Here is a 25,977-nt window from a genome sequence, read left to right as displayed (position 1 = left end):
TTGGGGTCTCGGTGAAGCACGCATGGGAGGAACGCAATCGTCCAATTCGGCTTGAGCGTCGGCTCGAGTTCGAGACCTACAGCGCTACCCGTGATTTCCTTGACCGGTTGGGCAGCCTCAGTGAAGACAAGCAGCGCTTTCCTGATATCAGCTTTGGTAGGACTTACGTGAATATCACCCTGCGTCCCCTTGATGAGAGTGAAGGGGCTTGCCTTCAGGCTGACGACCACGCCTTCGCGGCGGGTGTGGATGAACTCCTCGATTGATTTGGCCTCTCGCTACGCCGAGTCGGGCGTGGCTGAAGTGCTTGAGCAGCTTGATCAGGATTTGGTGGGTCTGCTCCCAGTTAAAACTCGGATTCGTGAGATCGCTGCATTGCTTCTGGTCGAACAAGCGCGTCAGGCTCTGGATCTGCCTTGTGGTGCGCCGGGATTGCACATGTCGTTCACAGGTAGGCCTGGAACTGGGAAGACCACTGTTGCGGTCAGAATTTCTCAGATCCTTCATCGTCTCGGTTACCTGCGCAAAGGCCATGTGGTGACGGTGACTCGTGATGATCTGGTTGGGCAGTATGTGGGGCATACAGCACCTAAAACTCGGGAAATGATCAAGCGTGCACAAGGTGGTGTGCTGTTCATTGATGAGGCCTACTACCTTTATAAGTCAGGTAACGAAAGGGATTATGGCGCGGAGGCAATTGAAATTCTTCTCCAGGATATGGAGCGTCAGAGGAGTGAGTTTGTGGTCATCTTTGCGGGCTATAAGGATGAGATGGATGCTTTCTATCAGTCTAATCCTGGTCTAAAGTCTCGCGTTGCACATCATGTAGATTTTCCTGATTATAGCGATCAGGAGCTGATGGAGATCGCTCAGATGTTGTTGGAGAAGCAGGCTTATCGTTTTGATGTTCAGGCGAAAGTGGCTTTTGCTGACTACATTTTTAGGCGACGTCATTTACCATTTTTTGCCAATGCTCGTTCGATTCGTAATGCGATTGATCGCATGCGTCTTCGCCAGGCCAATCGCTTGTTCTCACGGATGGGTGAATGCCTCAGCCGCGATGATCTGATCACAATCACGGCAGCAGATATCCTCAGCAGTCGTGTGTTTCAAGGTGAAGTGGAGGGGCAGGACCCGGCTCGCCCTCTCACCCCACTGCCATGAGAGATCAATCCTTTGGCGATTCAAGGTCGCGACGGATTAGGGCCAGGAGATACGAGGGGGCTTTGTAGCGCCCGGGCAAGCAGCGGTTGAGGGTTTCAAGGTGACCCCAGCAGACCGTTTTCTTGATGTCTTCGATGCTTCGCCCCTCTTTCAGCAGGCGTCTGAGGGCCTTGCAGTAGAGGGGATATCCCGCTTCGAGTTCACCAATGGTGAGTTTGGCCTGGGCCATGGAGTCTCGCAGCGCATTACTCAACTTATGCAATCGCTGGTCGACCCCCATGTTTTTCTGGGTTCAGCCCAGATAAGCGACACAGTCGATTTCCACTTTCGCCCCCTTGGGAAGGGCCGCAACCTGCACGCAGGCTCGCGCTGGACTCACGCCCGTGCCAAACACCTCGGCATAGAGAGCATTGACGCGTTGGAAATCGTTCAGATCGGCCAAGAACACCGTGGTGCGGACGACCCGTGAGGCATCGGTGCCAGCTGCTTCGAGAACGGCGGTGAGATTTTTGAGCACTTGGCGTGTCTCAGCCTCCACATCGCCATCACCCACCATTGAGCCGTTGGCGGGATCGAGGGGGATCTGACCGGAGCAGTACAGCCAGTCGCCCGCCTTGACGGCTTGGTTGTAGGGGCCGACGGGGGCGGGGGCTGCAGCGGTGGTGATCGCCTGAGTCGGTGAGGGCGACATGGTTGGGACGCACAATGGGGACTGCATCATCGCCCTCGGTGTTCATGCTGGGGACCCATTCGCTTTGACGGTGTCCAGAGACAGTTCGATGGGACGCAGTTCCCTGGTGGAGCCCAAGGCTGAGGCCGCGCCGGTGGAGGTGCGAGGGCTTTGGCATCGCTATCGATCTGCCCATAACGACTGGACGCTGCAGGGCATCGACCTGGAACTGGAGCCTGGTGAGCTCGTGGGATTGCTGGGACCTTCCGGTTGCGGCAAAACCACCTTGCTGCGACTGATTGCCGGTTTTGAGGTGCCCTCGCTTGGAGAGGTGCGCATGCATGGCCAGCCCGTGGCTACGGCTCAGCGCTGGATTCCGCCGGAGCGTCGCGGTGTGGGCATGGTGTTTCAGGACTACGCCCTGTTCCCCCACCTCACTGCTTGGGACAACACCTGTTTTGGGCTGCGGCGCGGCCAGGACACCAGCCGCGCGGCCTGGCTACTGGAGTTGCTGGGATTGGAGCGGCTCACCCGTCGCTACCCCCATGAACTTTCCGGTGGTCAACGCCAGCGACTGGCTCTGGCCAGGGCCCTTGCTCCTGCACCTGCGGTGGTGTTGCTGGATGAGCCGTTTTCCAACCTCGATGTGGAGGTGCGGCTGCGTTTGCGCAGCGAATTGCCTGCTGTCCTCAGTCGCTGTGGCACCTCCGGAGTGCTGGTCACCCATGATCCCGGCGAAGCCCTGGCGATCTGTGACCGGGTGGCCGTGATGCAGGACGGGATTCTGCATCAATGCGCGACGCCGCGCACCCTGGTGGAATCGCCAGCCTCTTCCTTTGTGGGTCGCTTCGTCCTCCAGGGAAATCTTCTCCCTGTGGAGCGGCAGGCCTCAGGCCGCTGGCACTGTCTGTTGGGACCGTTGCAGGCTGTTCAGTTCGGCCCGCCTGAGCAGGCACGCTGCGCAGAGCCTGACTCGACACTGGAGGGGCATCCGACGGGACCTGGACGTGAAGACCCCGTGTTGCTAGTTGATCCAGCCGCGATTGATCTTCGCCTGGATCCAGATGGTGATGCCTGCGTCATGGGTCGGGAGTTCCTCGGCCGGGAATGGCTGTATCGCGTTGAAGCCGGCGGCCAGCAGCTCCGGCTCCGGCTCCCTCTGCAGCATGACTATCGGCGAGGAACACGCTGCCGACTTTCGCTTCGGCCGGATGAAACCGTTCTGCTTTTTCCCGAGCGAACAGCTCTGGTGGGAGCGACTTAACCGCGCCAGTGATCCTTGTGGCTGCGCAGCGTTGCTAGTTCGTCGGGGTCTGACGCCTGCAGAAACAGATTGGTGTCCCACTCGATCGCCAGGGTGCTCGGCAGGCTGCTATCGCCTCGGCGGCGCAAGGTCTGTACGTGCTCCAGGCGGGATCGGATTCGCGAATCTTGCGGGCGTTGCTCCGCTGCCCAGCGCAGATTCGCCTCGGTGTATTCATGGGCGCAATGCACGCTTGTGGTGTCAGCCAGGAGCCCGAGGCGTTGAAGGGCCTTGTGCATGTCTCTGGCGCTTCCTTCAAACAATCGGCCGCAGCCTGCGCTGAACAACGTGTCGCCACAGAACAGGGCCGGATCATCACCAGGCTTCCCGCCCGCTGGTAGCAGAAAGGCGATGTGCGCACAGGTGTGCGCCGGCACGTCGATGACCTCAATCTGCTGATCCAGCAGGCTGAGCCGGTCACCACCTTGCACGGAGATGGTTTGGAAGGGAATCCTCTCCCGGTCCGCTGCAGAAGCGATGACCTCGGCGTCCGGCCAGTGCCGGAGCAGTTGTGGCGTGCCGCCAATGTGATCGGCGTGGTGGTGGGTTTGCAACACCGCAGCCAGCTTCAGTCCACGGGTCTCAATCCAGCTGATCACAGGTTCTGCTACAGCAGGATCCACCACCACGGCCCACTGGCCCCGCACCCAAATCCAGACGATGTTGTCGTTAAGAACCGGCAGTTGGTGAATGCCGTCATTCAACGGAATCGGGTTGGCAAGCACCGTTGAGGAAGGGGGCATCGTTAAAGTCCAAGTCGACGCATCAGTCCATGATCACCGTCGCTCTGGCCAAGGGGGCGCTGTTGAAGGAATCGGTGGCGAGGTTCTCTGCAGCCGGCCTCGACTTCTCCGCCGTTCTCGACCCCGACAACCGTCAGCTGATGGTCCCTTCCGAATGCGGGCGAGCCAGGGCTTTGCTCGTGCGCAACGGCGACGTTCCGGTCTATGTGGCTTATGGACAGGCCCAGCTGGGAGTGGTCGGCTACGACGTGTTGCGCGAGCACCAGATGCCTGTTGCCCAGTTGGTGGACCTCAATTTCGGGGGCTGTCGCATGGCCGTGGCGGTCAAGGAAAGCAGTGGTTATCAGCGGGCTGCTGATCTCCCTCCCCATTGCCGGGTGGCCAGCAAATTCACCCGTTGTGCCCGTGCTTATTTCGACGCTTTGGAGCTCCCAGTCGAGCTTGTCCATCTCACTGGCTCAGTCGAGCTGGGGCCGATCACCGGGATCGCCGAGGCGATTGTTGATCTCGTGGCGACAGGCCGAACACTCAAAGACAACGGCTTGGTTGCGATCGAAGACCTCTTCCAAACCACGGCCCGATTGGTGGGCCACCCCCTTTCGCTGCGGCTGGATCGGGGTGAGCTTGGCGAGATTATCGATGCGATGCGGGCTGCCACCCCGACTCCGGTTGTGACGGCTTAATGGCAGGTTCTGACCTGCAACGGGTTTTGCGGCTGGGTCGCTATCTCGGTCGAGACCGCCGTCGCCTCAGCCTCACTCTGGTGTTGTTGATCCCTGTGGCCCTTGCTGGGGCGATCCAGCCCTTACTGGTGGGCCAGGCGATTGCTGTGCTGCGCCGCTTTGGAGGGGATACGAAGGAATCCGTGCTGCCTTTGCTTCAGGGGCTCGATACCCCCGTGGCCGTCAGGCTGATCGTGGTTGTGTTGCTGTGTTCGGTGTTGCTGCGTCTGGCCCTTCAAGGGGTGCAGACCTTCAATATCCAGGCTGTGGGACAGCGGCTGACGGCCCGGATTCGTCAAGATCTGTTTGCCCATGCGATGAACCTGTCGGTTCGCTTCCACGACCGCATGCCCGTGGGCAAGCTCCTGACGCGTCTCACCAGTGATGTCGACGCCCTCGCCGAAGTGTTCGGAAGTGGTGCCGTCGGCGTGCTCGGTGACCTGGTCACTCTGGTGGTGATTGCGGCAACCATGTTGCTCGTGGAATGGCGGCTGGGACTGCTGCTGCTCGCAGCTCAGATTCCCGTCACGCTGGTGATTCTTTGGCTGCAGCGTCGCTACCGCAAAGCCAATTACCGCGTCAGGGAGGAGCTTTCCCAGCTGAATGCAGATTTCCAGGAGAACCTCCAGGGGCTGGAGGTGGTGCAAATGTTCCGGCGGGAGTCCGTGAACGGCAAGCGCTTTCACGCCACTGGTCAGGCCTACCGACAGGCGGTGAACGGCACCATCTTTTTCGACAGCAGCATCTCCGCTTTCATCGAATGGGTGGCCCTCGGTGCCGTGGCCATCGTGTTGGCTCTCGGTGGATGGATGGTCACTGCCGGCGCCATGGGTTTGGGCACTCTCACAACATTCATCCTCTATTCCCAGCGGCTGTTTGATCCCCTGCGCCAGTTGGCTGAGCGCTTCACCCAGATTCAGGGGGGTCTCACGGCCGTCGAGCGGATCGGCGAGCTGCTGGAGGAACCTTTGGAGATTGTCGATCGCGGCGCTGAGGTTTCCGCTCCTGCCCCCTTAAGCCAGCTTGGCTCCCCTCGTGGCCTCGGCGGAGAGGTGGTGTTCGACAACGTCAGCTTTGCTTATCGACCTGACGAGCCGATTCTTCGCAACCTCAGCTTCCGGATCGCTGCCGGTGAGCACGTGGCCCTTGTGGGGCCCACCGGATCGGGCAAAAGCACAGTGATCCGTTTGCTGTGTCGCCTTTATGAACCACAGCAGGGGCGGATCTTGCTGGATGGCCAGGACATCCGCAACCTGCCCATGCAGGAGTTGCGCCAACAACTTGGAGTGGTGCTGCAAGACACGTTCTTGTTCAGTGGCACGGTGGGAGAGAACCTTCGTCTCGATGTGCCGATCGATGACACTCGCCTGGGCGACATCTGCCGGGACCTGGGTCTTGAACCCCTCTTGGACCGTCTGCCTGAAGGTCTCGATACCACCTTGCGGGAGCGTGGTGGCAACCTCTCATCTGGAGAGCGGCAGCTGTTAGCAGTCGTCCGTGTGGCGATTCGCAATCCCACTGTGCTGGTGATGGATGAAGCCACTGCGTTTATGGATCCTTCCACTGAGGCCACCCTGCAAAGGGATCTCGATCGTTTGCTGGAGAAACGCACCGCTGTGGTCATTGCCCATCGTTTGGCCACGGTGGAGGCGGCCGATCGCATTTTTGTGTTGCGCCGCGGACAGGTGATCGAGCAGGGCACGCATCTGGAGCTTCGGGCGCTGGGAGGGCTCTATGCCGAACTGGCGGAGTTACAAGAGCGAGGCTTGGCGACGCTCTGAGGGCTGCGTTCGAACTGTTGATCTCAGAGTCGTTCGTTCAGCCAGGGCTCGAGGGCTTGCTTCAGGGCTGATGCGTGGGTCTGCATAGGCAGATGGCCGCAGTTTTCAAGCATCACAAGGCTGTGCTGTCGGCTGTAACCGGCGAGGTGCCGGACGTAGCCGGGTTCCATCACTTGATCCCGGCTGCCGCTGATCCAGAGGCTGGCCACGGTGAGGTCGGCCACAAGACGTGGAATCTGACGGATTGCCCCACGGCAGGTGCTATTCACCAAGAGGCCAAGGGCCGCGCGCTGCTCTGCCTGGAAGGGACCGAGCTCAAGCGGCAGTGGTGGTCGCAAGCGGACGGCCCATCGTCCTCCCTGGCGCAGCTTTTGGAAGGGGCGCGGCTGATAAATGCCCCCACCGGCCGCAATGCAGATCACACCTCTGCATTGCTCTGGGGCCCGTTCGCGCAGATAACGGGCTGCATGCAGTGCCACGCTGGCTCCAAGCGAGTGGCCCATCAGAACAACCGGTTGTCCTGCAGCCTGGCTCAGGGCTTGATCCCCCAGCCAACGTCCGTAGGCCGCAAGCGTCGGTCGCAGGCTGTGGGGTCGGGGTCGTTGCCCAAATCCAGGCAGGTCTGGGCACCAAAGGCTCCAGCCTCCTTGGGGCTGATTGGCCGTCTGCGCCATCGCCCAGAGCCGCTCTAGAGGGGTCCATACCTTCTTGCTAAGCAGCCAACCATGGGCGCCGACGACGAGAGGCGTTGAGGACATCAGAGCTGACCTGGCATCTCCACCTTGCCGTGGCATCCCTTGCTGATACGCCAAGATCAGAGTCTGTTCGCAACGGCTGGGTGATCGAAACGCCTGCACTCACACAGGAGACGCTGGTGCAGGCCTATGGCGATAAGGCCCGCTTCTGCCGTACGGCTAACCCTCAGATCAGTCTGGTGTTCAGTCAGGCCCGCCCGATGGATCTGGTCGAGCTGGAGCGTCTTTTGGAGTCTGTGGGCTGGAGTCGCAGACCTGTGCGCCGGGTGCGCCGTGCACTCGAATGCAGCTTGATCTGTGTGGGACTCTGGCGCCATGATCCTCGCTTGCCCAGGCTGGTTGGTTTCGCACGTTGCACCGGAGATGGGGTGCTCGATGCCACGATCTGGGATGTCGCGATCCATCCCCTCTATCAGGGGTCTGGTCTTGGCAAACAGCTGATGGATTACGTGCTGGATGCGCTGCGGGAGATGGGCACTGAGAGGGTCACGCTGTTTGCGGACCCTGGGGTTCTGCCCTTTTATCAGCGCCTGGGCTGGGAGCTAGAGCCTTACGGTCATCGTTGCGGTTTCTGGTACGCCTCCTAATGGTTGGCATGACGGTCGTAATAGGTGGCCGCCAATTGCTCTGCTGACTCGCCGTTGTACCAGCGCTGACGCAGACGGGCATTGCCCCAGCTGCGTTGAAGCACGCTGCTTCCGCTCCAGCGTCGACCATCACTGACCAGTGGTTGTCCGAGGGGCCTCAGCCGCGCCCTAGGGGCTAAGCGCTCCACCAGATCGAGATCCTCCATTAATGGAAGAGGGGCATAACCGCCGCAGCGCTGGTAGAGCCTTCGGTGCAACAGCAGTCCCTGGTCCCCATAGGGCCGCTGCAGCCATCGGCTGCGTAGTGCCACTAGGGCCTCCAGCATGCGCAGAGCCGGCCGGCCAGGTTCGATGCGCAGGTCGAAGTACCAGGCGGCATCGATTGCTTTGGGATCCTCCATGACGGCCATTACACGTTCAGCCCATGCGGGGTTAAGTCGACTGTCGGCATGGAGGAACAGAAGCCAGGGGGCCAGGGCCTGAGCGGCGCCGCATTGCAGCTGAGCACCTCGCCCAGGTCTTGGTGCGTGCACACACTCGGCCCCGGCCATGCGCGCGATCCAGCTGCTGTGGTCGCGGCTGCCGCCATCGACCACCATGATTTGAAGGCTCCCCCGCCAGCACTGCAGATCGGCAAGCAGCAGGGGCAGGCGCTCAGCTTCGTTCAGGCACGGGATGACGACGCTCAATGAGGGCAGCCCAGCGTGCATGCCAGCCATAGGGGGGTCTCAAACATCCATCAGGCTGATTGAACGCGGCCTCCTGCATGGGACGCAAGTGTGAACCACTGCGACGTTGTTGGTGCTGTTGTCGGTGTTCTCGTCCCCGACCTGGGGCATCCACACTGACTGCATCCTGAGCTGTCAGCACGATCAGTTCGTCTCGACCCAGTGCTTCTGATTGAACGCGATAGCGCTCAGCCTGAGCGGTGATCTGATGCTGTCGATCACTCGCTAGACCTTCCGGAGGTGTGAGACAGACCTCGCCAAGCCCAGTTAGTGCATCGCTTCGAATCACAGCGATGAGACCGGTCAGCTTGTCGATTCGCATGCCTCGGCCGCTCGTTAGCTCTTGATTGATCAAGCAAAGCTGTCTTTCCCTCTCTGCGATGAAGGATTGGCTGAGAGATGGCTGATCGTTTCCCCCTAGTCAGCATTGCTCTCTTGAGGAAAGATTCGGTACGGCCTTGACGCAGGTCCCAACCACGCCTAGTACATAAGAACTATGCATGGGGGTTATGTGGAGGGCTGGGCTTTCGTTGACGAGCAGGAGCTAAGCGGCTGGAAGGGTGCTTGCATCTGCATGACTTGTCAGCACTTTGTTTATGGCATGGATGCTCACAGTCGCACCTTGGTCGGGTGCAACCTGAAGAGAAAGCAGTTGCAGCAGGGTGCTCACCTCACCAAGCGTTGCCACCAATGGGCGCCGACCTGGACCAAGCAAGTTGGATGGGCTCAAGAGTACGGCTAAGCACAACGGTGATCTGCCCCTGTGATGTTCAAGCTGTGTCTGCCCTCTTGTTGCTCTGTGGCTTGTCTCGGGAGGCTGCAAGCGGTGACGTCTCGGCCTGTCCCAAACAGCTTGATGTCCATCCCTTTTGCGAGTTTTTCAGCACTGCTGCTGCCGTCATCAATCGCCTGATCAGGATTGGCGACGGGTTGACGATTGACTGGTTTGTGAACTGGATTCGTGATTCAAGGTGCGGCCAAGGTTTTGCATTCTCGATTCCTTTCTTTGCTGCTGATCGAGTGCCTGCTTGGTCGGTCTGTGTAGCGAATTGAGGTCGGCCGAGCATTGGACATGAAGACAATGGTTTGGCTCCTGAGCATCAGGTGCTGGCCCCATCGGCTGGTCTAGGGCTGGTGGATGGATGAGCCTCGAAGCCGCCGTTTTTGCGTATCTGGCCACTGGTGACCTGCTCCACTGCCCAAAGCTGTTTGGCTAAGGCTGTTGAAGCCAATGGGGCCAAGCAGGGAAGCGTTGGATCTCGATGCTCATCGCTTCGACCTCTTTGCTGTAGAGGTTTTTCTGCCGGCATGGTGCTGTGCTGATGGCTCGCAACAGCACGGTCGAGCTTGTGTTGGCTCAGGGATGAGGAGTGTTGCTAATGCCGGACGCTGTCTTTTTTCTCTTCGATGATCCCAAGTAGATCATTGAATTTTTGGGCCAAGGTTCGTATTGGCTGCACTCTTTAGGAAGACTAGTTAAAGTCATGTTCACAATCGAACGCAAATCAGAAGAACACTGGGTTCCTGAAATCGCATACAGGACTGAAATTAAGGCATTTGTTCAGGCGAGGTCGAGGTGCATGGCAACTGGTCAGACCTATCGCGTGGTTGATCGGGAGCAAGATGTTGCAGCTGTTGTCACCCCTGAGATCTGCAAACTGATTTACGGCCGCTCTATCTAACCGGTTGGCCGCTTCCGCTCTTCTGCGCATTGGCTGCTCAACTCAACCAAGCCCGAAATGCTTTTTGCAATCCTCCAGTGTGATGATGCATTGGACTTCTTGGCTGGGGTTGATCACTCGGTAGCTGCGTCCCGTTGCCATGCATTTCGTGCGAGCACACACGAAGGCTTTGAATTCAGTTTCATACTGAATCTCGGCTACCCAGGCCTCTCCAGATACCCATGACTCGTTCAATCTTTCGATTGTGAACACCAGTCGCAATCGCAGTACGACTCACGATCACCCTTTGGCGGGGCTGATGCTCAGAAACATCAGGTTGTTGTTGGGATCAGTCGTTCGTCATGCTGATGGTTTTCAGATCCTGAGGTGGATCAGGGCCAGCATCCAGGAGATCAATGGAATGGCAACCAGCACCAAGCCCTGAACAGTCACAACAGAAGCCATACGACCGCCTTGGTCGTATCAACGTCAGGCCAGCCATGGAGAAAGGTCTTCCATTCGGTCGATGTCGTTGTGCTCATCAAGCAGCCACACGGGCCATCCTCTGGACTGAGCTCGCTGCAGGGTGGTGCTGAGTACATGCTCGCTCCCCCAGGGCAGGCCGGAGAAGAGCCAAGCAGGGCAGGCCTGTGCCTGGTGCCGGCCGAGCCCTAGCAGCCAGTACCCTCCATCACGGGCTGGACCGAGCACAAGCGGGTGATGGTGCAAGGCTTCGATAGCGCAGCACAGATCCCGGCGAGACAGATCAGGTAAATCTGTGCCGATGATCAGCACAGGATGCGGCGAGCTTCCCTTGCTGGCTTCAAGCATCTGCCTGCGCATTCGCAATCCCAGGCCGCCCTTGCCCTGATCAATCACCTTGGCGCTCAGCCGTTGTTGCTCCCTCCGGCTTGGCCCTCCGCTCAGGGCGAGCCTCAAGCTGAGCAGCCCATCGTTGTGTAGCTCTTGAGCCACGGTCAGTGTGTGGGTTCTTAGGCGGGCCTGCACGGTTGCTGCAGCCGTGCTGCCGATCGTGGCTCCAAGCCGGCGTTTGCAGCGGCCGAAGGCTGGCCAGCGGCTCATCATCACCAGCACAGGCCGACCAGCCAGATCGGCAGCTTTCATCAACGTCTGGGCAGTTCTGCTGGGCGTACGGAGAGTTCAATCTCTTCACCGTTTCGCTCCACTGTTAGTGGCATCGGCTCTCCCACCGTGCCTCGGTCGACCGCTAGTTGGACTTCGGAGGGATCCTTCACCCGTTTGCCGTTCACGGACTGGATCAAGTCGCACGTCTTGATCCCAGCTCGAGAGGCAGGGGTGTTCTCGACCACTTCGATCACGAGCACGCCATTGGCCTCCGGCACACGGCAGGTTGTGCTGGTGGCGTTGATCTCTTTCGCGAGCTGAGGTGTGAGGCTCTGAAGCCGGACCCCGATGTAGGGGTGAGAGGCTTGGCCAGTACTGATGATCTGCTGGGCGATTCGTTTGGCCAGATTGATCGGAATGGCAAAGCTGAGACCTGCCCCTGGGGCCTTGCGGATCGCTGTATTGATACCGATGACCTGCCCGGCGGCATTGATCAGCGGCCCTCCACTGTTTCCAGGGTTGACGGCAGCATCGGTCTGGATATAGGGCACTCGCTGACCGGAGCCAAGGGCATTGGTGCGGTCAACGGCGCTAATGATGCCGGCGGTGACGGTGTTGTTGAGGCCGAGGGGATTGCCAATGGCGATCGCCCACTCTCCAGGCTTGAGGTCGTTGGAGTCACCCAACGGGGCGACCGGTAGCTTCTCGGCCACGACCTTGACCACGGCCACATCCGTAAGAGGGTCGCCTCCGAGCACTTTGCCGTTGTAGCTGCGGCCGTCTGGCAGGGTCACAGACACCTGATCAGCCCCCTCCACCACGTGCTCATTGGTGAAAATCAGCCCGTCGGATCGGGTGATGAAGCCTGACCCCTGCCCCTGCTGCTGCTGGATTGAAGGCGCACCTCCAAACAGTTTTCCTAGCGGATTGTTGACGCGTTTGACGGTGTCGATGCGCACCACTGCAGCGCCGACACGATCCACCGCGGACACAATCACGTTGCGGCCAGGCTTGAGCGGAGCTGCACTGGGCCCGTCGCTCACTTCTGGGAGCTTGTCGGGTGTGGTCTCAGGGTTGATTCCCAGTTGTTGTTTCCAGTTGGGATCACAGCCACTGAGGCCAGCTCCAATCAGCACGATCCCGAGCCAGTAGAAAGGGCGTCGTTTCAGGGTGTGAGCGGCGCGGTTCATAACATCTCACCGATTTCTGACAGGGTCTCACGAAAGAGCCGGCAAACTCACCAAGGTGCGTAGATTCCCAATTCGAATGGGGGCTGATTGTGCTGACGGGGAGTGAGCTGTGGAACAAGGTGCAGCACGCTCTTCAGGGCAGTCTGAGCAAGCCCACCTTTGAAACCTGGCTGCGGCCGGTGCGTTGCAGTGGTTTCTCAGATGGTGAGCTCTGTCTTCAGGCCCCAAACAGCTTTGCCAGCAACTGGTTGAGAAAGAACTACCTCAGCACGATCACTGAACTAGCCAGCGACATCGTTGGCAATCCCGTGATTGTGACCGTTCTGGCCCGTCAGGAGGATCAGGAAGTTTCCTCCGGCTCTGTCGGCTCTGTCGGCTCTGGAGGTGCTGCTCCAGCTGCCGCACCGCAGACCCCGGCGCAACCGCCGACAGGATTGCCCTCTGCCGCGCCGACCAGCGGTGTCCCTGGTCGTCCGCCTCGCCGACTGCCTGGGTTGAACCGGCGTTACGTCTTCAATCGGTTCGTGGTGGGTCCGAACAGCCGGATGGCCCATGCTGCTGCCCTTGCTGTGGCTGAATCCCCAGGGCGGGAATTCAATCCCTTGTTCATCTGTGGTGGCGTTGGTCTGGGCAAGACCCACTTGATGCAGGCCATCGGCCACTACCGACTTGAGATCGATCCCGATGCCAGGGTGTATTACGTCTCCACAGAGACGTTCACTAATGACCTGATCTTGGCGATCCGCAAGGACGGTATGCAGGCATTCCGTGATCGTTATCGGGCGACAGATTTGATTCTGGTGGACGATATTCAGTTCATTGAGGGCAAGGAGTACACGCAGGAGGAGTTCTTCCATACCTTCAACGCCTTGCACGAAGCTGGCCGTCAGATCGTGATTGCGAGTGATCGTCCACCCAGTCAGATTCCCCGGTTGCAGGAGCGTTTGATTTCACGTTTTTCGATGGGTTTAATCGCGGATATCCAGGCCCCTGATCTGGAAACCCGGATGGCGATCCTTCAGAAAAAGGCTGAGCAGGAGAAAGTTTCGCTGCCCCGAGAACTGATTCAGTACATCTCTGGGCGTTTTACGTCCAATATTCGTGAGTTGGAGGGTGCCCTCACCAGGGCGGTGGCGTTTGCCTCGATTACGGGTCTGCCGATGACCGTCGAATCGGTCGCTCCGATGCTCGATCCGAGTGGTCGTGGTGTGGAAGTGACCCCCCAACAGGTCATTGACAAGGTTTCTGAGGTGTTTGATGTCAGTGCCGATGACATGCGGAGTAGTAGCCGCCGCCGAGCCGTGAGTCAGGCGCGTCAAGTGGGTATGTTTCTGATGCGCAAGGGCACGGATCTGAGCTTGCCGCGGATTGGAGAAACCTTTGGCGGCAAGGATCACACCACGGTGATGTATGCGATTGAGCAGGTGGAAAAGAAACTCTCGTCTGATCCTCAGCTCGCCAGCCAGGTGCAGAAGGTCAAGGATCTACTCCAGATCGATTCCCGTCGTCGTCGGTAGACCGATGCAAGGAGATGTTGCCTGTCCAGCCCGCAAGATGTGAGGCTCCAGAGGATTTCACCAGTCGTCGTGCTGCCGGAAGGGCAGGATCAAGCTGCAGCGAAGAGAAGGGAGGAAGCGGACGGCGCCGCAGCCAGGCTCCCCAGCGGAATTCGTGGTAGGGGATCAGGGGCTGGGGGTTGATGGCGCGCTCCTTTTTCAGTTTCCAGACAAGGCTTCGGTAGGGATCGTCTAGTAGCGACAACAGATTGGATGGCAAGGCCTCTGGAGACTGCGGACCATTGCCACGACCATCAAATAAGTAAAGCCAACCTCTGTCCTGCAGGTGTTGGAGAACATCGAGACGGTTGGTTTGAGCTAACTCCTCAATCACATATCCGAAGGTGGTGACCGTCGGATCCAGCTCCAACAAAGCTCTGAGTCGGTGATGGCGATCAACCATCCACAAGTCTCCGCTTCCATTGCGAACCAAGGGCACCGGTTTGGTTCGCAAATAACGCTGGCGCTCCTGTTCGCTGTCCTGGAGGAAATCTCGCTGCCTACTGCGTACTTCCGCCAGCCCGATGCACATCTGTGTGGGTTGTAGACGGCCCACTTCAACCTCGAACAACGTGAAGCCGTCGTCGGGATCAGGGATGCGGTCGTAATGGGCGAGGTGTAGAGATCTAGTGTTCATTGGGGGAGCGCACGATGCCGCGATTGCGTGCAATGGAGCCTTTAAAAATCGGTGTTCTCATAAATACTCATCTGCACGACACCCACCGTTTGAGCAATCGGCTGTTGTCCCCATGGTGTTGCTGATACTGAGAAGGTGTAGATGTCGGCTGGGGGGTTGACCCCAATGCGAAAAGCGACGGTGACTGTTTCTCCTGGAACGACGGGGTCTTGAAAACGGATGGCTACTGAACGGTTGTCGTCGGAGAATTCTGCTGAGACCGGCAGGCTCTTTCCTTCATGTCGTGGGCGGCCAAGAAAGGCGGTCGGCTGCACAGGGCCGTAATAAAAAGCCGGTTGGGCTCCTCGGATCTGGCTGAAATTGATTTCGGCAAGGCCGGCATCCGCGCCCTTGGGCATTTTCAGAACTAAATAGAAAACCGCACCACCGCTGAAGGAAATGCTCTCGTAGTTAATCAGCTCTGTTTGGGTTGGCACTGCAACAAAACTGCTGCGTCCATTCACCTCGACCCCAAAGGCTGCGGGGATAGCGAACAGCAGGCTGGCCATCAGCCCAGTAGAGATTGCACGCATCGCTGCTCGTGGTGACTTGGGAAAGTCTGACGATGCTTAGCTCGTTTGGCCAGACTGCTGTGATCGACGTCTTGACATACGTTTGCCAAAGTTCGGGCTGCCCGATTCGATCCTCCCTTAGCGCTTGTTGTGGGTCGGATAGGGGATGTATAGGACGTCGGCGATCAGGTCTGGATCACAGCTCTGCCAGTCTCCAAGCTCCTGCATTAGGGCCAGGCAGTCGTCTCGGCGCCCCTCCTTGGCCAGGAGGCTCAGTCTGGTGCTCATGTCCTCTGACGTGATTGTTTCTGCGATCTCTCGAAGCGAGAGGGGGGCCGTCATGAGGGGAGTGTTGTTCGTGTGACGTCGTCCTTGCACGGATGTCTTGCTTTCTTGGTCTGAACTTAATCAGTTCATCACCTTCTGACAGTGTTCCAGCGCACGTGCACAATGCCGGCAGTTGGCGGCGTTGTGCCCTGCGGAGATTTGGAAGACTCCTTTGATCTGGTCGTTCTCGGTGCCGGTTCTGGTGGACTTGCAGCCGCCAAACGAGCTGCCTCTCATGGTGCACGGGTTGCGTTGGTGGAAGGCGATCGGGTCGGCGGTACCTGCGTCATCCGAGGCTGTGTTCCTAAGAAGTTGCTGGTTTACGGCTCCCAGGTGCAGGAGCAGCTGGACTCAGCTCCGAGTTACGGCGTTGTTCCGGGAGCGGTGCAACGGGATACGGCGGTGCTGTTGCGCCATGTACGCCAGGAGGTGGATCGTCTGAATGCTCTGCACATCGATTTTCTCGCGAAGGCAGGAGTGACGTTGGTTCCAGGTTGGGGCCGATTTCTTGATGGCCATCGGATTGCTGTCAGCCACGCCGACGGCATTGGTCAAGACAGGGTGCTAGAGGCAAAACGCATTCTGATCGCGGTCGGTGGTCGCCCTCATCGACCGGAGATCCCCGGCGCTGCACTGGCTTGGGTAAGCGATGACATGTTCCTTCAGGACCGTTTTCCGGCGAGGGTTGTTGTGGTTGGCGGCGGCTTCATCGCCTGCGAATTCGCCTGCATCCTCAAAGGGCTTGGGGTGGAGGTGGTTCAGCTCGTGCGTGGCGACCATCTGCTGCGTGGCTTTGACCGTGAGCTGTCCTCTGTCGTCCAAGAGGGGATGGAGGAGAAAGGTGTCGAGATCCGCTTCCAGGTCAGTCCGGCGGCCATTGAAGGTCAGCCCGGTGAGCTCACTGTTGTCACCAGTGAGGGTGATTCTGTTGGTTGTTGTGGTGTGCTGCTTGCCACCGGGCGACGCCCTTTCCTTGAAGGGCTCAATCTGAGCGCGGCGGCTGTGGCGGTGGATGGCCACCGCATTCCTGTTGATGCCGATCAAGCCACGAACAGGCCCCACATTCACGCCGTTGGTGATGTGACAGACCGCGTCTGCCTCACTCCGGTCGCGGTGGATGAAGGGCGTGCTTACGCCGACTTCGCCTTTGCCGGTCGTCATCGACAGGTGAATCACGACCTCGTTGCCAGTGCTGTGTTCAGTCAGCCCGAGCTCGCAACGGTTGGGCTGAGTGAGGAAACAGCGATAGAGCGTTTTGGCAAAGAGGCGGTCACCGTGCATCGCGCCCGCTTCCGCTCCATGGCTCAGGCTTTGCCTAAGCGCGGGCCCCGCTGTTTGCTCAAGCTCGTGCTTGAAGCGTCGAGCGGCAAGGTTCTCGGATGCCACATGGTTGGTGAGCATGCGGCTGAAATTATCCAGATGGCCGCCATCGCCGTTGGGATGGGGGCGACCAAGGAGGATTTCGACCGCACGATGGCTCTGCATCCCACGGTCTCCGAAGAATTTGTGACGATGGCTTGAAGGCTGTCGCTCAGTTGACTCCTGCTTGGTCCCGAACCGGTCTCTTCATTCCCTTTGGCAGCCCCTAGCCATGCAGTCGGGCTTCGAGGTGGTCGCTCAGTCTCAGGGCGATGGCGATGGCGGTGAGGCCTGGACCCACGCTCGGGCAGCTGGGGAACACGCTGGTGTCTGCGATGTACAGGTTGTCGAGCTCATGGCAGCGGCCATCCCTGTTCACGACTGCAGTGGCAGGGTTCTCTCCCATGCGGCAGGTCCCGCAGCTGTAGCCCACCACGCTCATTGGTGCTTCACCTCGCGGATGGGTTGGGGCTGCAGTCACCACTTTGGTGATTGGGTCCGCTTCTGCCGCCTTGAGGGTGTCAAGCCAGCGATAGACCAGTCGGTCGTGAGCCTCGCGGTTGTTGTGCAGATAGTTGATTCGAATCTGGTCGTGGTGAAGCCAGACCTTGTTATGGGGATCAGGCAGCACCTCGCTCATCGCCCACCAGGCAATCGAGCGGGATGCCAGCCGCTCCAAGCCGAAATCCGGGATCAGTTTGCTAACCAAGGACAGCACAGGTGGTGATTCGGCGAAGAGGGCATCCTGGAGCACCCCTCCTGCTGCCTGAATATGGCCGAGGGGGAAACTAACGTTTTTGTCTCCCCAGTAGTAGTCGTTGATGCCCAGGGAACGGGCGTAGCGCCCGTCGTTGCGTTCCGTGGCCAGCTGCAGGATCGAGGTCAGCTGGAGGTTCATCAGGTTTCGCCCTACTTGGTCGGAACCGTTGCTGAGGCCTTGTGGATGCCGTTCATTGTTGGAGCGCAATAGGATCGCAGCGGTATTGATTGCGCCGGCTGCGAGTACCACGATGTCGGCTGAGAAGAGCCATTGCTCCCCCGCTACCTCCGCTTCCACGCCTTTCACCTCCCGTCCGCTGGGGTTGACGTGGAGGCGTAGCACCCGTGCATCGTGGCGAACGCTGAGGTGTTGACTGTCGCCCCATGCAAGCCCATAGAGCTGGGCATCTCCAGTGGGGTCATCGCGGTCGTCTGACCAGCTGAGGGGCAGGTCGTAGGGCTTGCAGCCCTGGCGCTGCAGTGCTTCTCGAAGAGGTTCGAGAAAGGGGGGTAGTGGTCTTGGTAGATGTGCAAACTCTGCACTGCGGGGTGGTTCGCTCGGATCAATGCCGCTGCGACCGTGAACGCGGTAGAGCTGTTCGGCACGGTCGTAGTAAGGCGCAAGCTCGGCGTAGTCGAACGGCCATGCCGGTGAGATGCCCTCTTGCAAAGGCAGCTCTTCAAAATCTTTTTCGCGCATGCGCTCCAGCACGGCACCCCAGATCTTGGTGTTGCCGCCGAGTGCGTACATCGTCTGCGGGGGGAAGGGGTCCCCATCGGGGCCGAACCAACGCTCGCGGGGGTGATAGCGATCTTTGCGGAACAGATCCACATCGGCAACGTTCTGATCGGCCAGGGCCATCGGCCCGCCACGTTCCAGCACCAACACTGTGTGGCCTTGTCGACTCAGCGCTCCGGCGAGAGTGCCACCACCGGCTCCGCTGCCGATGATGATCACGTCGTAATGGCGATCATCAATGATCATGGTCGTTGGAGAGTGAGGAAGGCGGGACGATTGTGTTGACTGTTGTGTTGACTTTGACCGCGCTCAGCTTGAGCGTTGCCACACATAGATCAGCACATACAGGATGATCCAGATCACATCCACAAAGTGCCAAAAGAGGCTCACAGAGGTGACCCCCATATCACCCTTGGCATAGTTATTGGGGCGGAATGAGCGCCCCAGCATCAGCGCCATCAGCAGGATCCCCGTGATCACATGCAGGCCGTGGAAGCCAGTGAGCAGATAAAAGGTTCCCCCGAAGACACCACTATTCAGGCTGAAGGCCAGTTCTGACCATTCCACGTATTGGCCATAAACGAAATAGCAGCCCATCGCCATGGTCAACATCCACAACAACCGGAACCCCCAGAGATTGCCCTGATGAAGCTTTCGTTCGGCGAAATAGGCCACGAAGCTAGAACTCACCAGCACGATTGTGTTGATCAGTGGCATGCGGGTTTCTAGTCCCTCAACGCCCTTGGGAAGCCATTCCGGCGCCGTGAGCTTGAGCAGGATGAAACCAGCGAAGAAAGCCAGAAAGATAATGCTTTCTGAACACAGAAAAATCACAAACCCGGTGAGATTGTGACCGTCGTGCTTGATATGACCAGGGGTGTGCTGCAGGGGTAGATCGGAAGCTGTGGTGCTCATGGCGTCATGCCTCCTGGGCTCGGCGGACGTAATAGTCCTCGTCTTCCACCAGCGGGCGTCCCAGGCCATAGCCATAGGGCTCGCTGATCACCGTGGGAATGTCGTCTTCGAAGTTCTCAGCCGGAGGAGGAGAGGGCAGCAGCCATTCCAGACCGATGGCCCGCCACGGGTTAGGGGGTGCTTTGGCTCCTCGCGCCCATGAGCTCACCATGTTGAGGATGAATGGGATTGAGGCCACGCCAAGCATGAAGGCACCAATGCTGGCGATCACGTTCCAGAGGGCGAATTCCGGGTCGTAGGACGCCACGCGCCGGGGCATCCCCATCAATCCAGCCCAATGCAACGGCAGCCAGTTAAGGGTGGCGCCAATGAAGGTGAGGGCGAAGTGCACCTTGCCCAGACCTTCGTAGAACATCCGTCCTGTGAACTTCGGGAACCAGTGGTAAATGCCGGCAAAGATGCCAAAGCCGATCGTGTTGAAGATGATGTAGTGGAAATGGGCAACCACGAAGTAGGTGTTGCCGACATGAATGTCGATCGGGGCAGTGCCGAGCATGACCCCGGTAATGCCGCCGAAGATGAAGTTCACCAGGCCACCGAGCACAAACAGCATCGGTGTTGTGAGCCTGATTTTGCCTCCCCAGAGGGTTCCGAGCCAGGCGAATACCTTCACGCCAGTGGGCACGGCGATCAACATGGTGGTGACCATGAACAGATTGCGCATCCATTGCGGCGTGCCGGAATAGAACATGTGATGCACCCACACGATCAAGCCCAGAAATGTGATCACGAAGGAGGCCAGCGCCACGAAGCGATAGCCAAATAGAGGCTTGCGGGAATAGACGGTGATCAGTTCGGAGAAGATCCCGAACACCGGCAGCACCATGACATAGACAGCTGGGTGCGAATAGAACCAGAAGAAATGCTGGTAGAGCACCGGATCCCCGCCGCCCTCCGGCTGGAAAAAACTGGTGCCGAAGCTGAGATCGAACAGCAACATGATTGCGCCCCCGGTTAGCGCCGGCAGGCCAATGAGTTGAAGGGTCTGAGCGGCCCAGGCCGTCCAGATGAACACCGGCATCCGGAATAACGTCATGCCAGGAGCACGCATCCTGAGGATCGTGGTGACGAAATTGATGGCTCCCATGATTGAGGAGACCCCAGAGAGGGCAACGGCCAGGATCCAGAGAAATTGGCCGTTGATGAAATGTCCCAGCGGGTTCTGAATGCTCACCGGCGGATAGGACCACCATCCGGCTGAGGCAGGTCCTCCTGGAACGAAGAAACTCCCCATCAGAACGATGGCAAACACAGGAACCAACCAGAAGGCGGCGGCATTCAGCTTCGGGAATGCCATGTCGGGTGCCCCGATCATCGTCGGGATCAACAGATTGTTGAAGCCGTTGAGAACCGGAAAGAGAAAGAGGAACAGCATCACTGTTCCATGCATGGTGTAGAGGCCGTTGTAAACGGTGGGATCGACGAGATCGGAAGCCGGCGTGATCAGCTCGCCGCGCATCACCATGGCCAGCAGGCCTCCCACCAGCAGAAAGAACAACGAAAGGCCGATGTACTGGATGCCGATCACCTTGGCATCGGTGTTAAAGCTGAAGAACCGTTTCCAGTTGTCTGGGGCTCCAGGCACTGGATGCGGCGCTTTGAGCACCCGCGGGTCGTAGTTGATGGTCATGCGGGTTAGGCGTCGTGGAGCACGTCGGGATGGCCGGGGTCATTGACCATGGGCGGCGCTGCAGGCGGCACCGTGGCCCATCCGCGGTCCCCCTTCGCGAGTCGTTGCTGATAGAGCTCGGTGGCCTGGCTCAAGCCGGAGACCAGCGGTTGGCTTGCGGCCTTTTTCAACCATTGGTCGTATGCCTCCCCCGATTCGACGATGACGTGGGTTTGGTTGCTGGAGAAGTACGCACCGCTAAACATCGCGTCCCGAAGGCGATAGGTGCCTTCCCGGGTTGGCGTGATGCTGTAGGAGATGACGCTGCCTGGAATGATGTCCTGCTTCAGCCGGAATGCCGGGACATAAAAGCTGTGTAGGACATCCTCGGAGCTGAGCTGGAAGTTGGCCCGTTGACTGACCGGTAGGTGTAGCTCTGAACTGCGCACGCCATCGGGGTAGACGAACTCCCAGCTCCACTGCCTGGAGATCACACGGATGGGTCCAATGTCTTTGAGGTTGTCGGCGGCAGCGACGGCATCAGGTTGCTGGTCGACAGCAAGGTCGTATTTGGTCTTCGGACCGAGGGATGCCAGTTGTTCGTTGACGTGGATCGAATAGAAGGCCAGTGCCATGACCACCACGAATGGAATCACCGTCCAGGCAATTTCGAGGCGGGTGTTGCCTTCGATCGGGAGGCCATCGCTTTCGTCGTATTTGTCTGCCCGGCTGAATAGCACCGACCAAAGGATGAAGCCGACACAGCCGACAAAGATGAAGCAACCAATGCCAACCTCAAGGCTGAACAGACCATCCACATAGGGGGCTGCCGTTGAGGCGGCCACGGGCAGCCAGTCGACCGACCATTGCGCCATCCAGATGCTCAGCACCAGATTGACCAGCGTGGCGAGGCTGATCACAAGAATGCGGCGGATCGGCAGGCCTTGGCGGGGTGAGGGAGAGGTGCTCGTCATGGCAGCACCTCCTGCAGGTTGGCACCGGATGACAGCAGCTGATCGGCGGTGATGTGTACGCCGAACTCACTTGCCAGCCAGGCGCCGAGACTGCCATGCACACCCATCAAGACCAGGATCAATGAGCCGCTGGCCAGGTACAGCCAGCTCACCTGACGGCCAAGCTCCCGTCTCCACACAAACCGTTCATAGGCTCGCCAGATGGTCATGGCCACGATGATCAGCAAGAGGGCCACGCCACCGATCGCATGCCAGAGCATGGTGTCGATCGCGTTCTGGCCGAGAACGTTTTTCACTCCAGGAAGGGGCACGGCCAGAAGCATTTCGAAAAAGCCTGCCGCCACCGTGAAGAAGGTGATCACGCTGCAGGCGAGCAGGTTGTACCAGCCCACATCGTGGAAGCCGACCCGGGTCACCGGCAGCGCTAAAAACCGGAAAATTCGTTTCTCCAGGGGATAGAACGCCCCAGCGAAATCGAATGCGATTCCAATCGCGAATAAGCCGATGGTGAAGTGCACCAGATTCGGGTGCAGTGGAATCGCGTAAGGCAGATTGTTGGGCCCGAGCTGGTCGATGATCTCGTTGATCGGCGATGGAATCGCGATCAACCAAGGCCAAGCGAGCGCCGTCATGAGAGCACTCCGCGGCGCGCTGCCTCCACCACTGGCACGGTGTGCAGTCCATAGACCCAGACGAGTTTGTCGCCGAGGTACACCTGCACTACCACCAGCACGGCCAGCAGACCATCGACAGCCAAATAGCCAACGGGGAGTCGGTTGGGATCCTTCTGTCTGACAACAAAGCGCCAGCCCGTGAGCAGACCAAGTACTCCAGCCAGGGACCAACCGATCGTGCTGTGAAGGCTGAGAATGTCGCGGGCGGTGCCATAGGGGTTGGCCAGTCCTGCTTCGATCTGCCCAAAGATGATGGCGACGAAAATCGCCATGGTGGCGACGAGCAGATTCCAGAAGCTCACTTCAAAGAGATTGCGCCGGCCTGTGATCACACCGATCAGGTCGAACACGACGCTGATCAGTGCCATGGCGATCACGAAGTGAACAATGATCGGATGGATGACGTCGAGCCAGGGGAGATTCTTGTCGTTCAGTGGGGGCAGTAGCCCGAGCATCGGCAAGCCGAGCAGCACTCTTCAAGGATGTCCAGCATCCTGCTGATGGTCATCGTTCCTAATCACTTTTGTCGACAAATCAAGTTCGCCTCTAGCTCCTCTGTTGTCGCAACTGTCGCCAGTACACCAAGGCCTGAGTCGTGATGATCACCATCACGGCCGGCAAAACCAAGCAGAGAACAATCAAACGGAACTCATCAGACCAGGACGCCAGGTTGGTGCGGGGAAGCACGTTGTCTGTGATGTAAACGATGTAGAGGCCCAATAGCAGGCCACCCTCCAGGCGTGAGATCACGCCTTTGGTCCAGAAGATTGGGAAACAGGCAAGGCAGGTAAGCAGCATCACCGGGAGATCTTCATTGATCAGCTCCGGGCTCACATTGAGGCCGCGGCCACCGGCAGCGAGAGCTCCTCCGCCGAGCACTAGCAGCAGATTGAGCAGGCAGCTGCCCACCACGTTGCCGATGGCAAGATCCGTTCGTCCCCGCAATGCGGCCACCAAGGATGTGATCAGCTCTGGCATTGAGGTGCCGGCGGAAACGATCGTGAGCCCGATTACGGCTTCGCTCACCCCCAGTTGCAGCGCGGCGGCACTGGCCCCTTTGACCAGGATGCTGGCGCCGAAGCCCAGTACCACAATGCCTGCGGCAAGACGGATCGTGGCGTTGATCCAGCCTCCCTCGGCGGTCTCCGCATTGATCTCAGGCTCGGCATTCTCCATTTCCTCTGGTTCTTCCCTGGCGGTGCGGATCTCCCAGATGGTGTTGATCACAAGGGCTAGCAACAGGGCAATGCCTGACTGCCATGTGACTTTGCCTGTCGAGGCCATCCCCCAAACGGCGGCGGAAACGGCGAGTAGGAGGGGCACATCCCGCCGTACCAGCCGGCTCTCCACTTTGAGAGGCAGCACCAAGGCACTGCTTCCCAGGACGACCATCACGTTGAAGATATTGCTGCCGACCGCATTGCTCACGGCAAGAGCATCGGACTGATTGAGCACCGAGCTGATGCTCACGAAGAACTCCGGTGCGCTTGTTCCTAGCGAGACCACCGTGAGACCGATCACCAGCTGAGGGATGCCGAAGATCAGGGCAAGGGTCACAGCCCCCTGCACAAACAGTTCACCCCCACCGAAGAGCAGGCCGATCCCCACCAGCACTTCCAGGGCGGCGAGTAGGAACGGTGGCATCACAGCAGATGAAGGTGGCCTGATTCTGCTGCCTCGGGTGGATTTGCATTACTGATCACACAGGATGCTCGCAATTTGCAGCGAGGCCTAGCATTCCGCGACCTACGCAACGCCTGCCGGTGTTTTTGAACCACATCAGCACCCAAAACATCAAAGGAGATGCCTTTGGTGGGCTGACGGCAGCAGTTGTGGCCCTGCCGATGGCACTTGCCTTCGGTGTGGCGGCTACGGGTGGTGACCCTGGCCCAGGTCTCTGGGGAGCCGTGATTATTGGCCTCGTGGCGGCTTTCTTTGGGGGAACGCCCACCCTGATTTCGGAACCGACTGGTCCGATGACTGTGGTGTTTGCAACCGTGTTCCTGAGTTTTACCTCCCAAGCCAGCAGTGCTGAGGAGTTGAAGACCGGGATGGCCATGGCCTTCACCGTGGTGATTCTTGCGGGCCTGTTCCAGATCCTGTTTGGCGTGTTCCGCCTGGGGCGGTATGTCACCCAGATGCCCTACACGGTGATCTCCGGCTTTATGTCTGGGATTGGCGCCATCCTGGTGATCCTTCAGCTACCGGCCTTCCTCGGGCAGCAGGTGGAGGGTGGGGTGAAGGGAACCCTGATGCGTATTCCTTACCTGATTACTCATGTGGATCAGCCTGAGCTGATTCTGGCGCTGATTACCGTCGCCATCCTTTGGTTCACACCTGCAGCGATCAAGCGGTTTTGCCCTCCTCAGCTGTTGGCCCTTGTGATCGGAACACTGCTGTCTCTTTATCTGCCTGCCCTTGCAGCTGCTGATCTGGCCAGGATTCCTGAGTTCAAAGCAAGCCTGCCTGGTTTCAACGTTCCCAACTTCAGCAGTGATCAGCTCGGTTTGATGTTCGTGGACGGTGCCGTCCTGGGCATGCTGGGCTGCATCGATGCCCTGCTCACCTCCGTGGTGGCCGACAGCCTGACCCGCACAGAGCACAACTCCAATAAGGAACTTGTTGGGCAGGGGCTTGCCAACATCACCTCCGGACTGTTTGGTGGCTTACCCGGCGCCGGGGCCACCATGGGCACCGTGGTCAATATTCAGGCCGGTGGACGATCGGCCCTTTCCGGGATCATTCGTGCGGTGATCCTGATGGTGGTGATCCTCGCCGCGGCGCCGCTTGCTTCAACGATTCCTCTGGCTGTGCTTGCCGGAATCGCTCTCAAGGTTGGTATCGATATCATCGACTGGGATTTCCTCCAGAGAGCTCATCACCTCTCTTTGAAGGCAGCGCTGATTACTTATGGCGTGATCGCACTCACCGTGCTGGTGGATCTGATCGCTGCGGTGGGAATCGGGGTGTTCGTGGCCAACGTGCTGACCATTGATCGGATGAGTGCCCTGCAGTCCAAGCGGGTGAAAACGATTAGCACCGCGGATGATGATGTGGAACTCTCTGCTGAGGAGCAGGAGCTCATTGACAAGGCCGCTGGCAGGGTGTTGTTGTTCCAGTTGGCAGGTCCGATGATTTTTGGGGTGGCGAAGGCCATCTCCAGGGAACACAACGCCATTGGTGATTGTGAGTCCGTAGTCTTTGATCTGCATGAGGTTTCTCACCTCGGGGTCACCGCTTCGCTAGCGCTTGAAAATGCCATTAAGGAGGCGATTGAGGTGGGACGCACTGTGCATGTTGTGCTCTTGCCTGGTGCGACTCGCAAACGGCTTGAGAAGTTGAAGTTGTTGCAACAGCTCCCTGAAGAGTGCATCACCTCCGATCGCTGCGAAGCCCTGCGCCGCGCAGTCTCTGCCCTCAACTAGCT

Annotated in this window: 28 protein-coding genes; 9 read left to right on the top strand and 19 right to left on the bottom strand. The window is 58.9% G+C overall.

Going from position 1 to position 25,977, the window contains the following annotated elements; translation table 11 throughout:
- Window positions 1–11: 11 nt before the first annotated feature.
- The gene (locus DXY10_RS05720; protein WP_115017049.1) at window positions 12–266 is read left to right on the top strand and encodes a 4a-hydroxytetrahydrobiopterin dehydratase; all 255 of its coding nucleotides are present in this window, start codon (window positions 12–14) and stop codon (window positions 264–266) included.
- On the top strand, window positions 250–1,164 hold the full coding sequence (gene cbbX / locus DXY10_RS05715) for a CbbX protein (protein WP_115017048.1): 915 nt from the start codon (window positions 250–252) through the stop codon (window positions 1,162–1,164). Before DXY10_RS05720 ends, cbbX begins: the two co-directional genes overlap by 17 nt.
- A gap of 4 nt (window positions 1,165–1,168) precedes the next feature.
- On the opposite strand, the gene DXY10_RS05710 is transcribed toward cbbX, so the two are convergent.
- Window positions 1,169–1,393 (bottom strand): DUF3136 domain-containing protein, encoded by a 225-nt coding sequence (locus tag DXY10_RS05710; protein WP_115017413.1) that lies wholly within the window; start codon window positions 1,391–1,393, stop codon window positions 1,169–1,171.
- A gap of 63 nt (window positions 1,394–1,456) precedes the next feature.
- Window positions 1,457–1,855, bottom strand: a complete 399-nt coding sequence (locus DXY10_RS05705) for a Rid family detoxifying hydrolase (protein WP_115017047.1) — start codon at window positions 1,853–1,855, stop codon at window positions 1,457–1,459.
- Window positions 1,856–1,943: 88 nt separating this feature from the next.
- On the opposite strand from DXY10_RS05705, the gene DXY10_RS05700 reads away from it, so the two are divergent.
- On the top strand, window positions 1,944–3,098 hold the full coding sequence (locus tag DXY10_RS05700) for an ABC transporter ATP-binding protein (protein WP_115017410.1): 1,155 nt from the start codon (window positions 1,944–1,946) through the stop codon (window positions 3,096–3,098).
- Here DXY10_RS05700 and gloB read toward each other — a convergent pair.
- Entirely contained in the window at window positions 3,095–3,880 is a 786-nt protein-coding gene (gloB, locus tag DXY10_RS05695) for a hydroxyacylglutathione hydrolase (protein WP_115017046.1), read from the bottom strand. The genes DXY10_RS05700 and gloB overlap by 4 nt on opposite strands.
- A gap of 29 nt (window positions 3,881–3,909) precedes the next feature.
- On the opposite strand from gloB, the gene hisG reads away from it, so the two are divergent.
- Both hisG and DXY10_RS05685 read left to right on the top strand, forming a co-directional pair.
- Entirely contained in the window at window positions 3,910–4,563 is a 654-nt protein-coding gene (hisG, locus tag DXY10_RS05690; RefSeq protein WP_115017045.1) for an ATP phosphoribosyltransferase, read from the top strand.
- Window positions 4,563–6,383, top strand: coding sequence for an ABC transporter ATP-binding protein (locus tag DXY10_RS05685; RefSeq protein ID WP_115017044.1), 1,821 nt, complete (start codon window positions 4,563–4,565; stop codon window positions 6,381–6,383). Before hisG ends, DXY10_RS05685 begins: the two co-directional genes overlap by 1 nt.
- 23 nt (window positions 6,384–6,406) lie before the next feature.
- On the opposite strand, the gene DXY10_RS05680 is transcribed toward DXY10_RS05685, so the two are convergent.
- Entirely contained in the window at window positions 6,407–7,141 is a 735-nt protein-coding gene (locus tag DXY10_RS05680; RefSeq protein ID WP_170955712.1) for an alpha/beta fold hydrolase, read from the bottom strand.
- A gap of 80 nt (window positions 7,142–7,221) precedes the next feature.
- On the opposite strand from DXY10_RS05680, the gene DXY10_RS05675 reads away from it, so the two are divergent.
- Window positions 7,222–7,725, top strand: a complete 504-nt coding sequence (locus DXY10_RS05675) for a GNAT family N-acetyltransferase (protein WP_115017043.1) — start codon at window positions 7,222–7,224, stop codon at window positions 7,723–7,725.
- On the opposite strand, the gene DXY10_RS05670 is transcribed toward DXY10_RS05675, so the two are convergent.
- The 5 genes from DXY10_RS05670 to DXY10_RS05630 form a co-directional block, all read right to left on the bottom strand.
- The gene (locus tag DXY10_RS05670) at window positions 7,722–8,414 is read right to left on the bottom strand and encodes a TIGR04283 family arsenosugar biosynthesis glycosyltransferase (protein WP_371411123.1); all 693 of its coding nucleotides are present in this window, start codon (window positions 8,412–8,414) and stop codon (window positions 7,722–7,724) included. The genes DXY10_RS05675 and DXY10_RS05670 overlap by 4 nt on opposite strands.
- On the bottom strand, window positions 8,380–8,775 hold the full coding sequence (locus DXY10_RS05665; protein ID WP_115017040.1) for a hypothetical protein: 396 nt from the start codon (window positions 8,773–8,775) through the stop codon (window positions 8,380–8,382). Before DXY10_RS05665 ends, DXY10_RS05670 begins: the two co-directional genes overlap by 35 nt.
- Window positions 8,776–9,553: 778 nt before the next feature.
- Complete coding sequence (locus DXY10_RS05650; protein WP_115017037.1) at window positions 9,554–9,763, bottom strand: hypothetical protein; 210 nt, start codon at window positions 9,761–9,763, stop codon at window positions 9,554–9,556.
- A gap of 840 nt (window positions 9,764–10,603) precedes the next feature.
- Window positions 10,604–11,239, bottom strand: a complete 636-nt coding sequence (locus DXY10_RS05635) for a TIGR04282 family arsenosugar biosynthesis glycosyltransferase (protein ID WP_115017034.1) — start codon at window positions 11,237–11,239, stop codon at window positions 10,604–10,606.
- The gene (locus tag DXY10_RS05630) at window positions 11,239–12,390 is read right to left on the bottom strand and encodes a trypsin-like peptidase domain-containing protein (RefSeq protein WP_115017031.1); all 1,152 of its coding nucleotides are present in this window, start codon (window positions 12,388–12,390) and stop codon (window positions 11,239–11,241) included. The genes DXY10_RS05635 and DXY10_RS05630 overlap by 1 nt, the downstream gene beginning before the upstream one ends.
- Window positions 12,391–12,476: 86 nt before the next feature.
- Between DXY10_RS05630 and dnaA the strand changes: the two genes are divergently transcribed.
- Window positions 12,477–13,907 (top strand): chromosomal replication initiator protein DnaA, encoded by a 1,431-nt coding sequence (dnaA, locus tag DXY10_RS05625; RefSeq protein WP_115017029.1) that lies wholly within the window; start codon window positions 12,477–12,479, stop codon window positions 13,905–13,907.
- Here dnaA and DXY10_RS05620 read toward each other — a convergent pair.
- From DXY10_RS05620 to DXY10_RS14500, 3 genes are all read right to left on the bottom strand, one after another.
- Window positions 13,867–14,583 carry a ParB-like protein gene (locus DXY10_RS05620; RefSeq protein WP_115017026.1) on the bottom strand — a complete coding sequence of 239 codons (717 nt, stop codon included), beginning with the start codon at window positions 14,581–14,583 and terminating at the stop codon, window positions 13,867–13,869. The two genes, dnaA and DXY10_RS05620, sit on opposite strands and share 41 nt — an antisense overlap.
- 41 nt (window positions 14,584–14,624) lie before the next feature.
- The gene (locus tag DXY10_RS05615; RefSeq protein WP_244281950.1) at window positions 14,625–15,131 is read right to left on the bottom strand and encodes a DUF2808 domain-containing protein; all 507 of its coding nucleotides are present in this window, start codon (window positions 15,129–15,131) and stop codon (window positions 14,625–14,627) included.
- Window positions 15,132–15,272: 141 nt separating this feature from the next.
- Window positions 15,273–15,422 (bottom strand): hypothetical protein, encoded by a 150-nt coding sequence (locus DXY10_RS14500; protein ID WP_170955702.1) that lies wholly within the window; start codon window positions 15,420–15,422, stop codon window positions 15,273–15,275.
- A gap of 198 nt (window positions 15,423–15,620) precedes the next feature.
- On the opposite strand from DXY10_RS14500, the gene gorA reads away from it, so the two are divergent.
- Complete coding sequence (gorA, locus tag DXY10_RS05605) at window positions 15,621–16,982, top strand: glutathione-disulfide reductase (protein WP_115017403.1); 1,362 nt, start codon at window positions 15,621–15,623, stop codon at window positions 16,980–16,982.
- Between the two features lie 64 nt (window positions 16,983–17,046).
- On the opposite strand, the gene DXY10_RS05600 is transcribed toward gorA, so the two are convergent.
- From DXY10_RS05600 to DXY10_RS05570, 7 genes are all read right to left on the bottom strand, one after another.
- Complete coding sequence (locus DXY10_RS05600; RefSeq protein ID WP_115017020.1) at window positions 17,047–18,564, bottom strand: GMC oxidoreductase; 1,518 nt, start codon at window positions 18,562–18,564, stop codon at window positions 17,047–17,049.
- Window positions 18,565–18,627: 63 nt separating this feature from the next.
- Window positions 18,628–19,233 carry a heme-copper oxidase subunit III gene (locus DXY10_RS05595; protein WP_115017018.1) on the bottom strand — a complete coding sequence of 202 codons (606 nt, stop codon included), beginning with the start codon at window positions 19,231–19,233 and terminating at the stop codon, window positions 18,628–18,630.
- Window positions 19,234–19,237: 4 nt separating this feature from the next.
- Window positions 19,238–20,923 carry a cbb3-type cytochrome c oxidase subunit I gene (locus DXY10_RS05590; protein WP_115017016.1) on the bottom strand — a complete coding sequence of 562 codons (1,686 nt, stop codon included), beginning with the start codon at window positions 20,921–20,923 and terminating at the stop codon, window positions 19,238–19,240.
- A 5-nt stretch (window positions 20,924–20,928) separates the two neighbouring features.
- Window positions 20,929–21,876, bottom strand: a complete 948-nt coding sequence (locus tag DXY10_RS05585; RefSeq protein ID WP_115017014.1) for a cytochrome c oxidase subunit II — start codon at window positions 21,874–21,876, stop codon at window positions 20,929–20,931.
- Window positions 21,873–22,508, bottom strand: a complete 636-nt coding sequence (locus tag DXY10_RS05580) for a DUF2231 domain-containing protein (protein ID WP_115017013.1) — start codon at window positions 22,506–22,508, stop codon at window positions 21,873–21,875. Before DXY10_RS05580 ends, DXY10_RS05585 begins: the two co-directional genes overlap by 4 nt.
- Window positions 22,505–23,005: a DUF2231 domain-containing protein gene (locus DXY10_RS05575; protein WP_115017401.1), complete on the bottom strand. Its 501-nt coding sequence runs from the start codon at window positions 23,003–23,005 to the stop codon at window positions 22,505–22,507. Before DXY10_RS05575 ends, DXY10_RS05580 begins: the two co-directional genes overlap by 4 nt.
- A gap of 91 nt (window positions 23,006–23,096) precedes the next feature.
- Window positions 23,097–24,194: a calcium/sodium antiporter gene (locus tag DXY10_RS05570; RefSeq protein WP_115017011.1), complete on the bottom strand. Its 1,098-nt coding sequence runs from the start codon at window positions 24,192–24,194 to the stop codon at window positions 23,097–23,099.
- Window positions 24,195–24,313: 119 nt separating this feature from the next.
- Here DXY10_RS05570 and DXY10_RS05565 point away from each other — a divergent pair, with 119 nt between their 5' ends.
- Complete coding sequence (locus DXY10_RS05565) at window positions 24,314–25,975, top strand: SulP family inorganic anion transporter (RefSeq protein ID WP_115017009.1); 1,662 nt, start codon at window positions 24,314–24,316, stop codon at window positions 25,973–25,975.
- The last annotated feature ends 2 nt before the right edge of the window (window positions 25,976–25,977 follow it).

Source organism: Synechococcus sp. UW140 (assembly GCF_900474295.1).
Lineage (GTDB): Bacteria > Cyanobacteriota > Cyanobacteriia > PCC-6307 > Cyanobiaceae > Synechococcus_C.
Note: the sequence above shows the minus strand (reverse complement) of the source record. Positions and strands in the feature narration are given on the sequence as shown.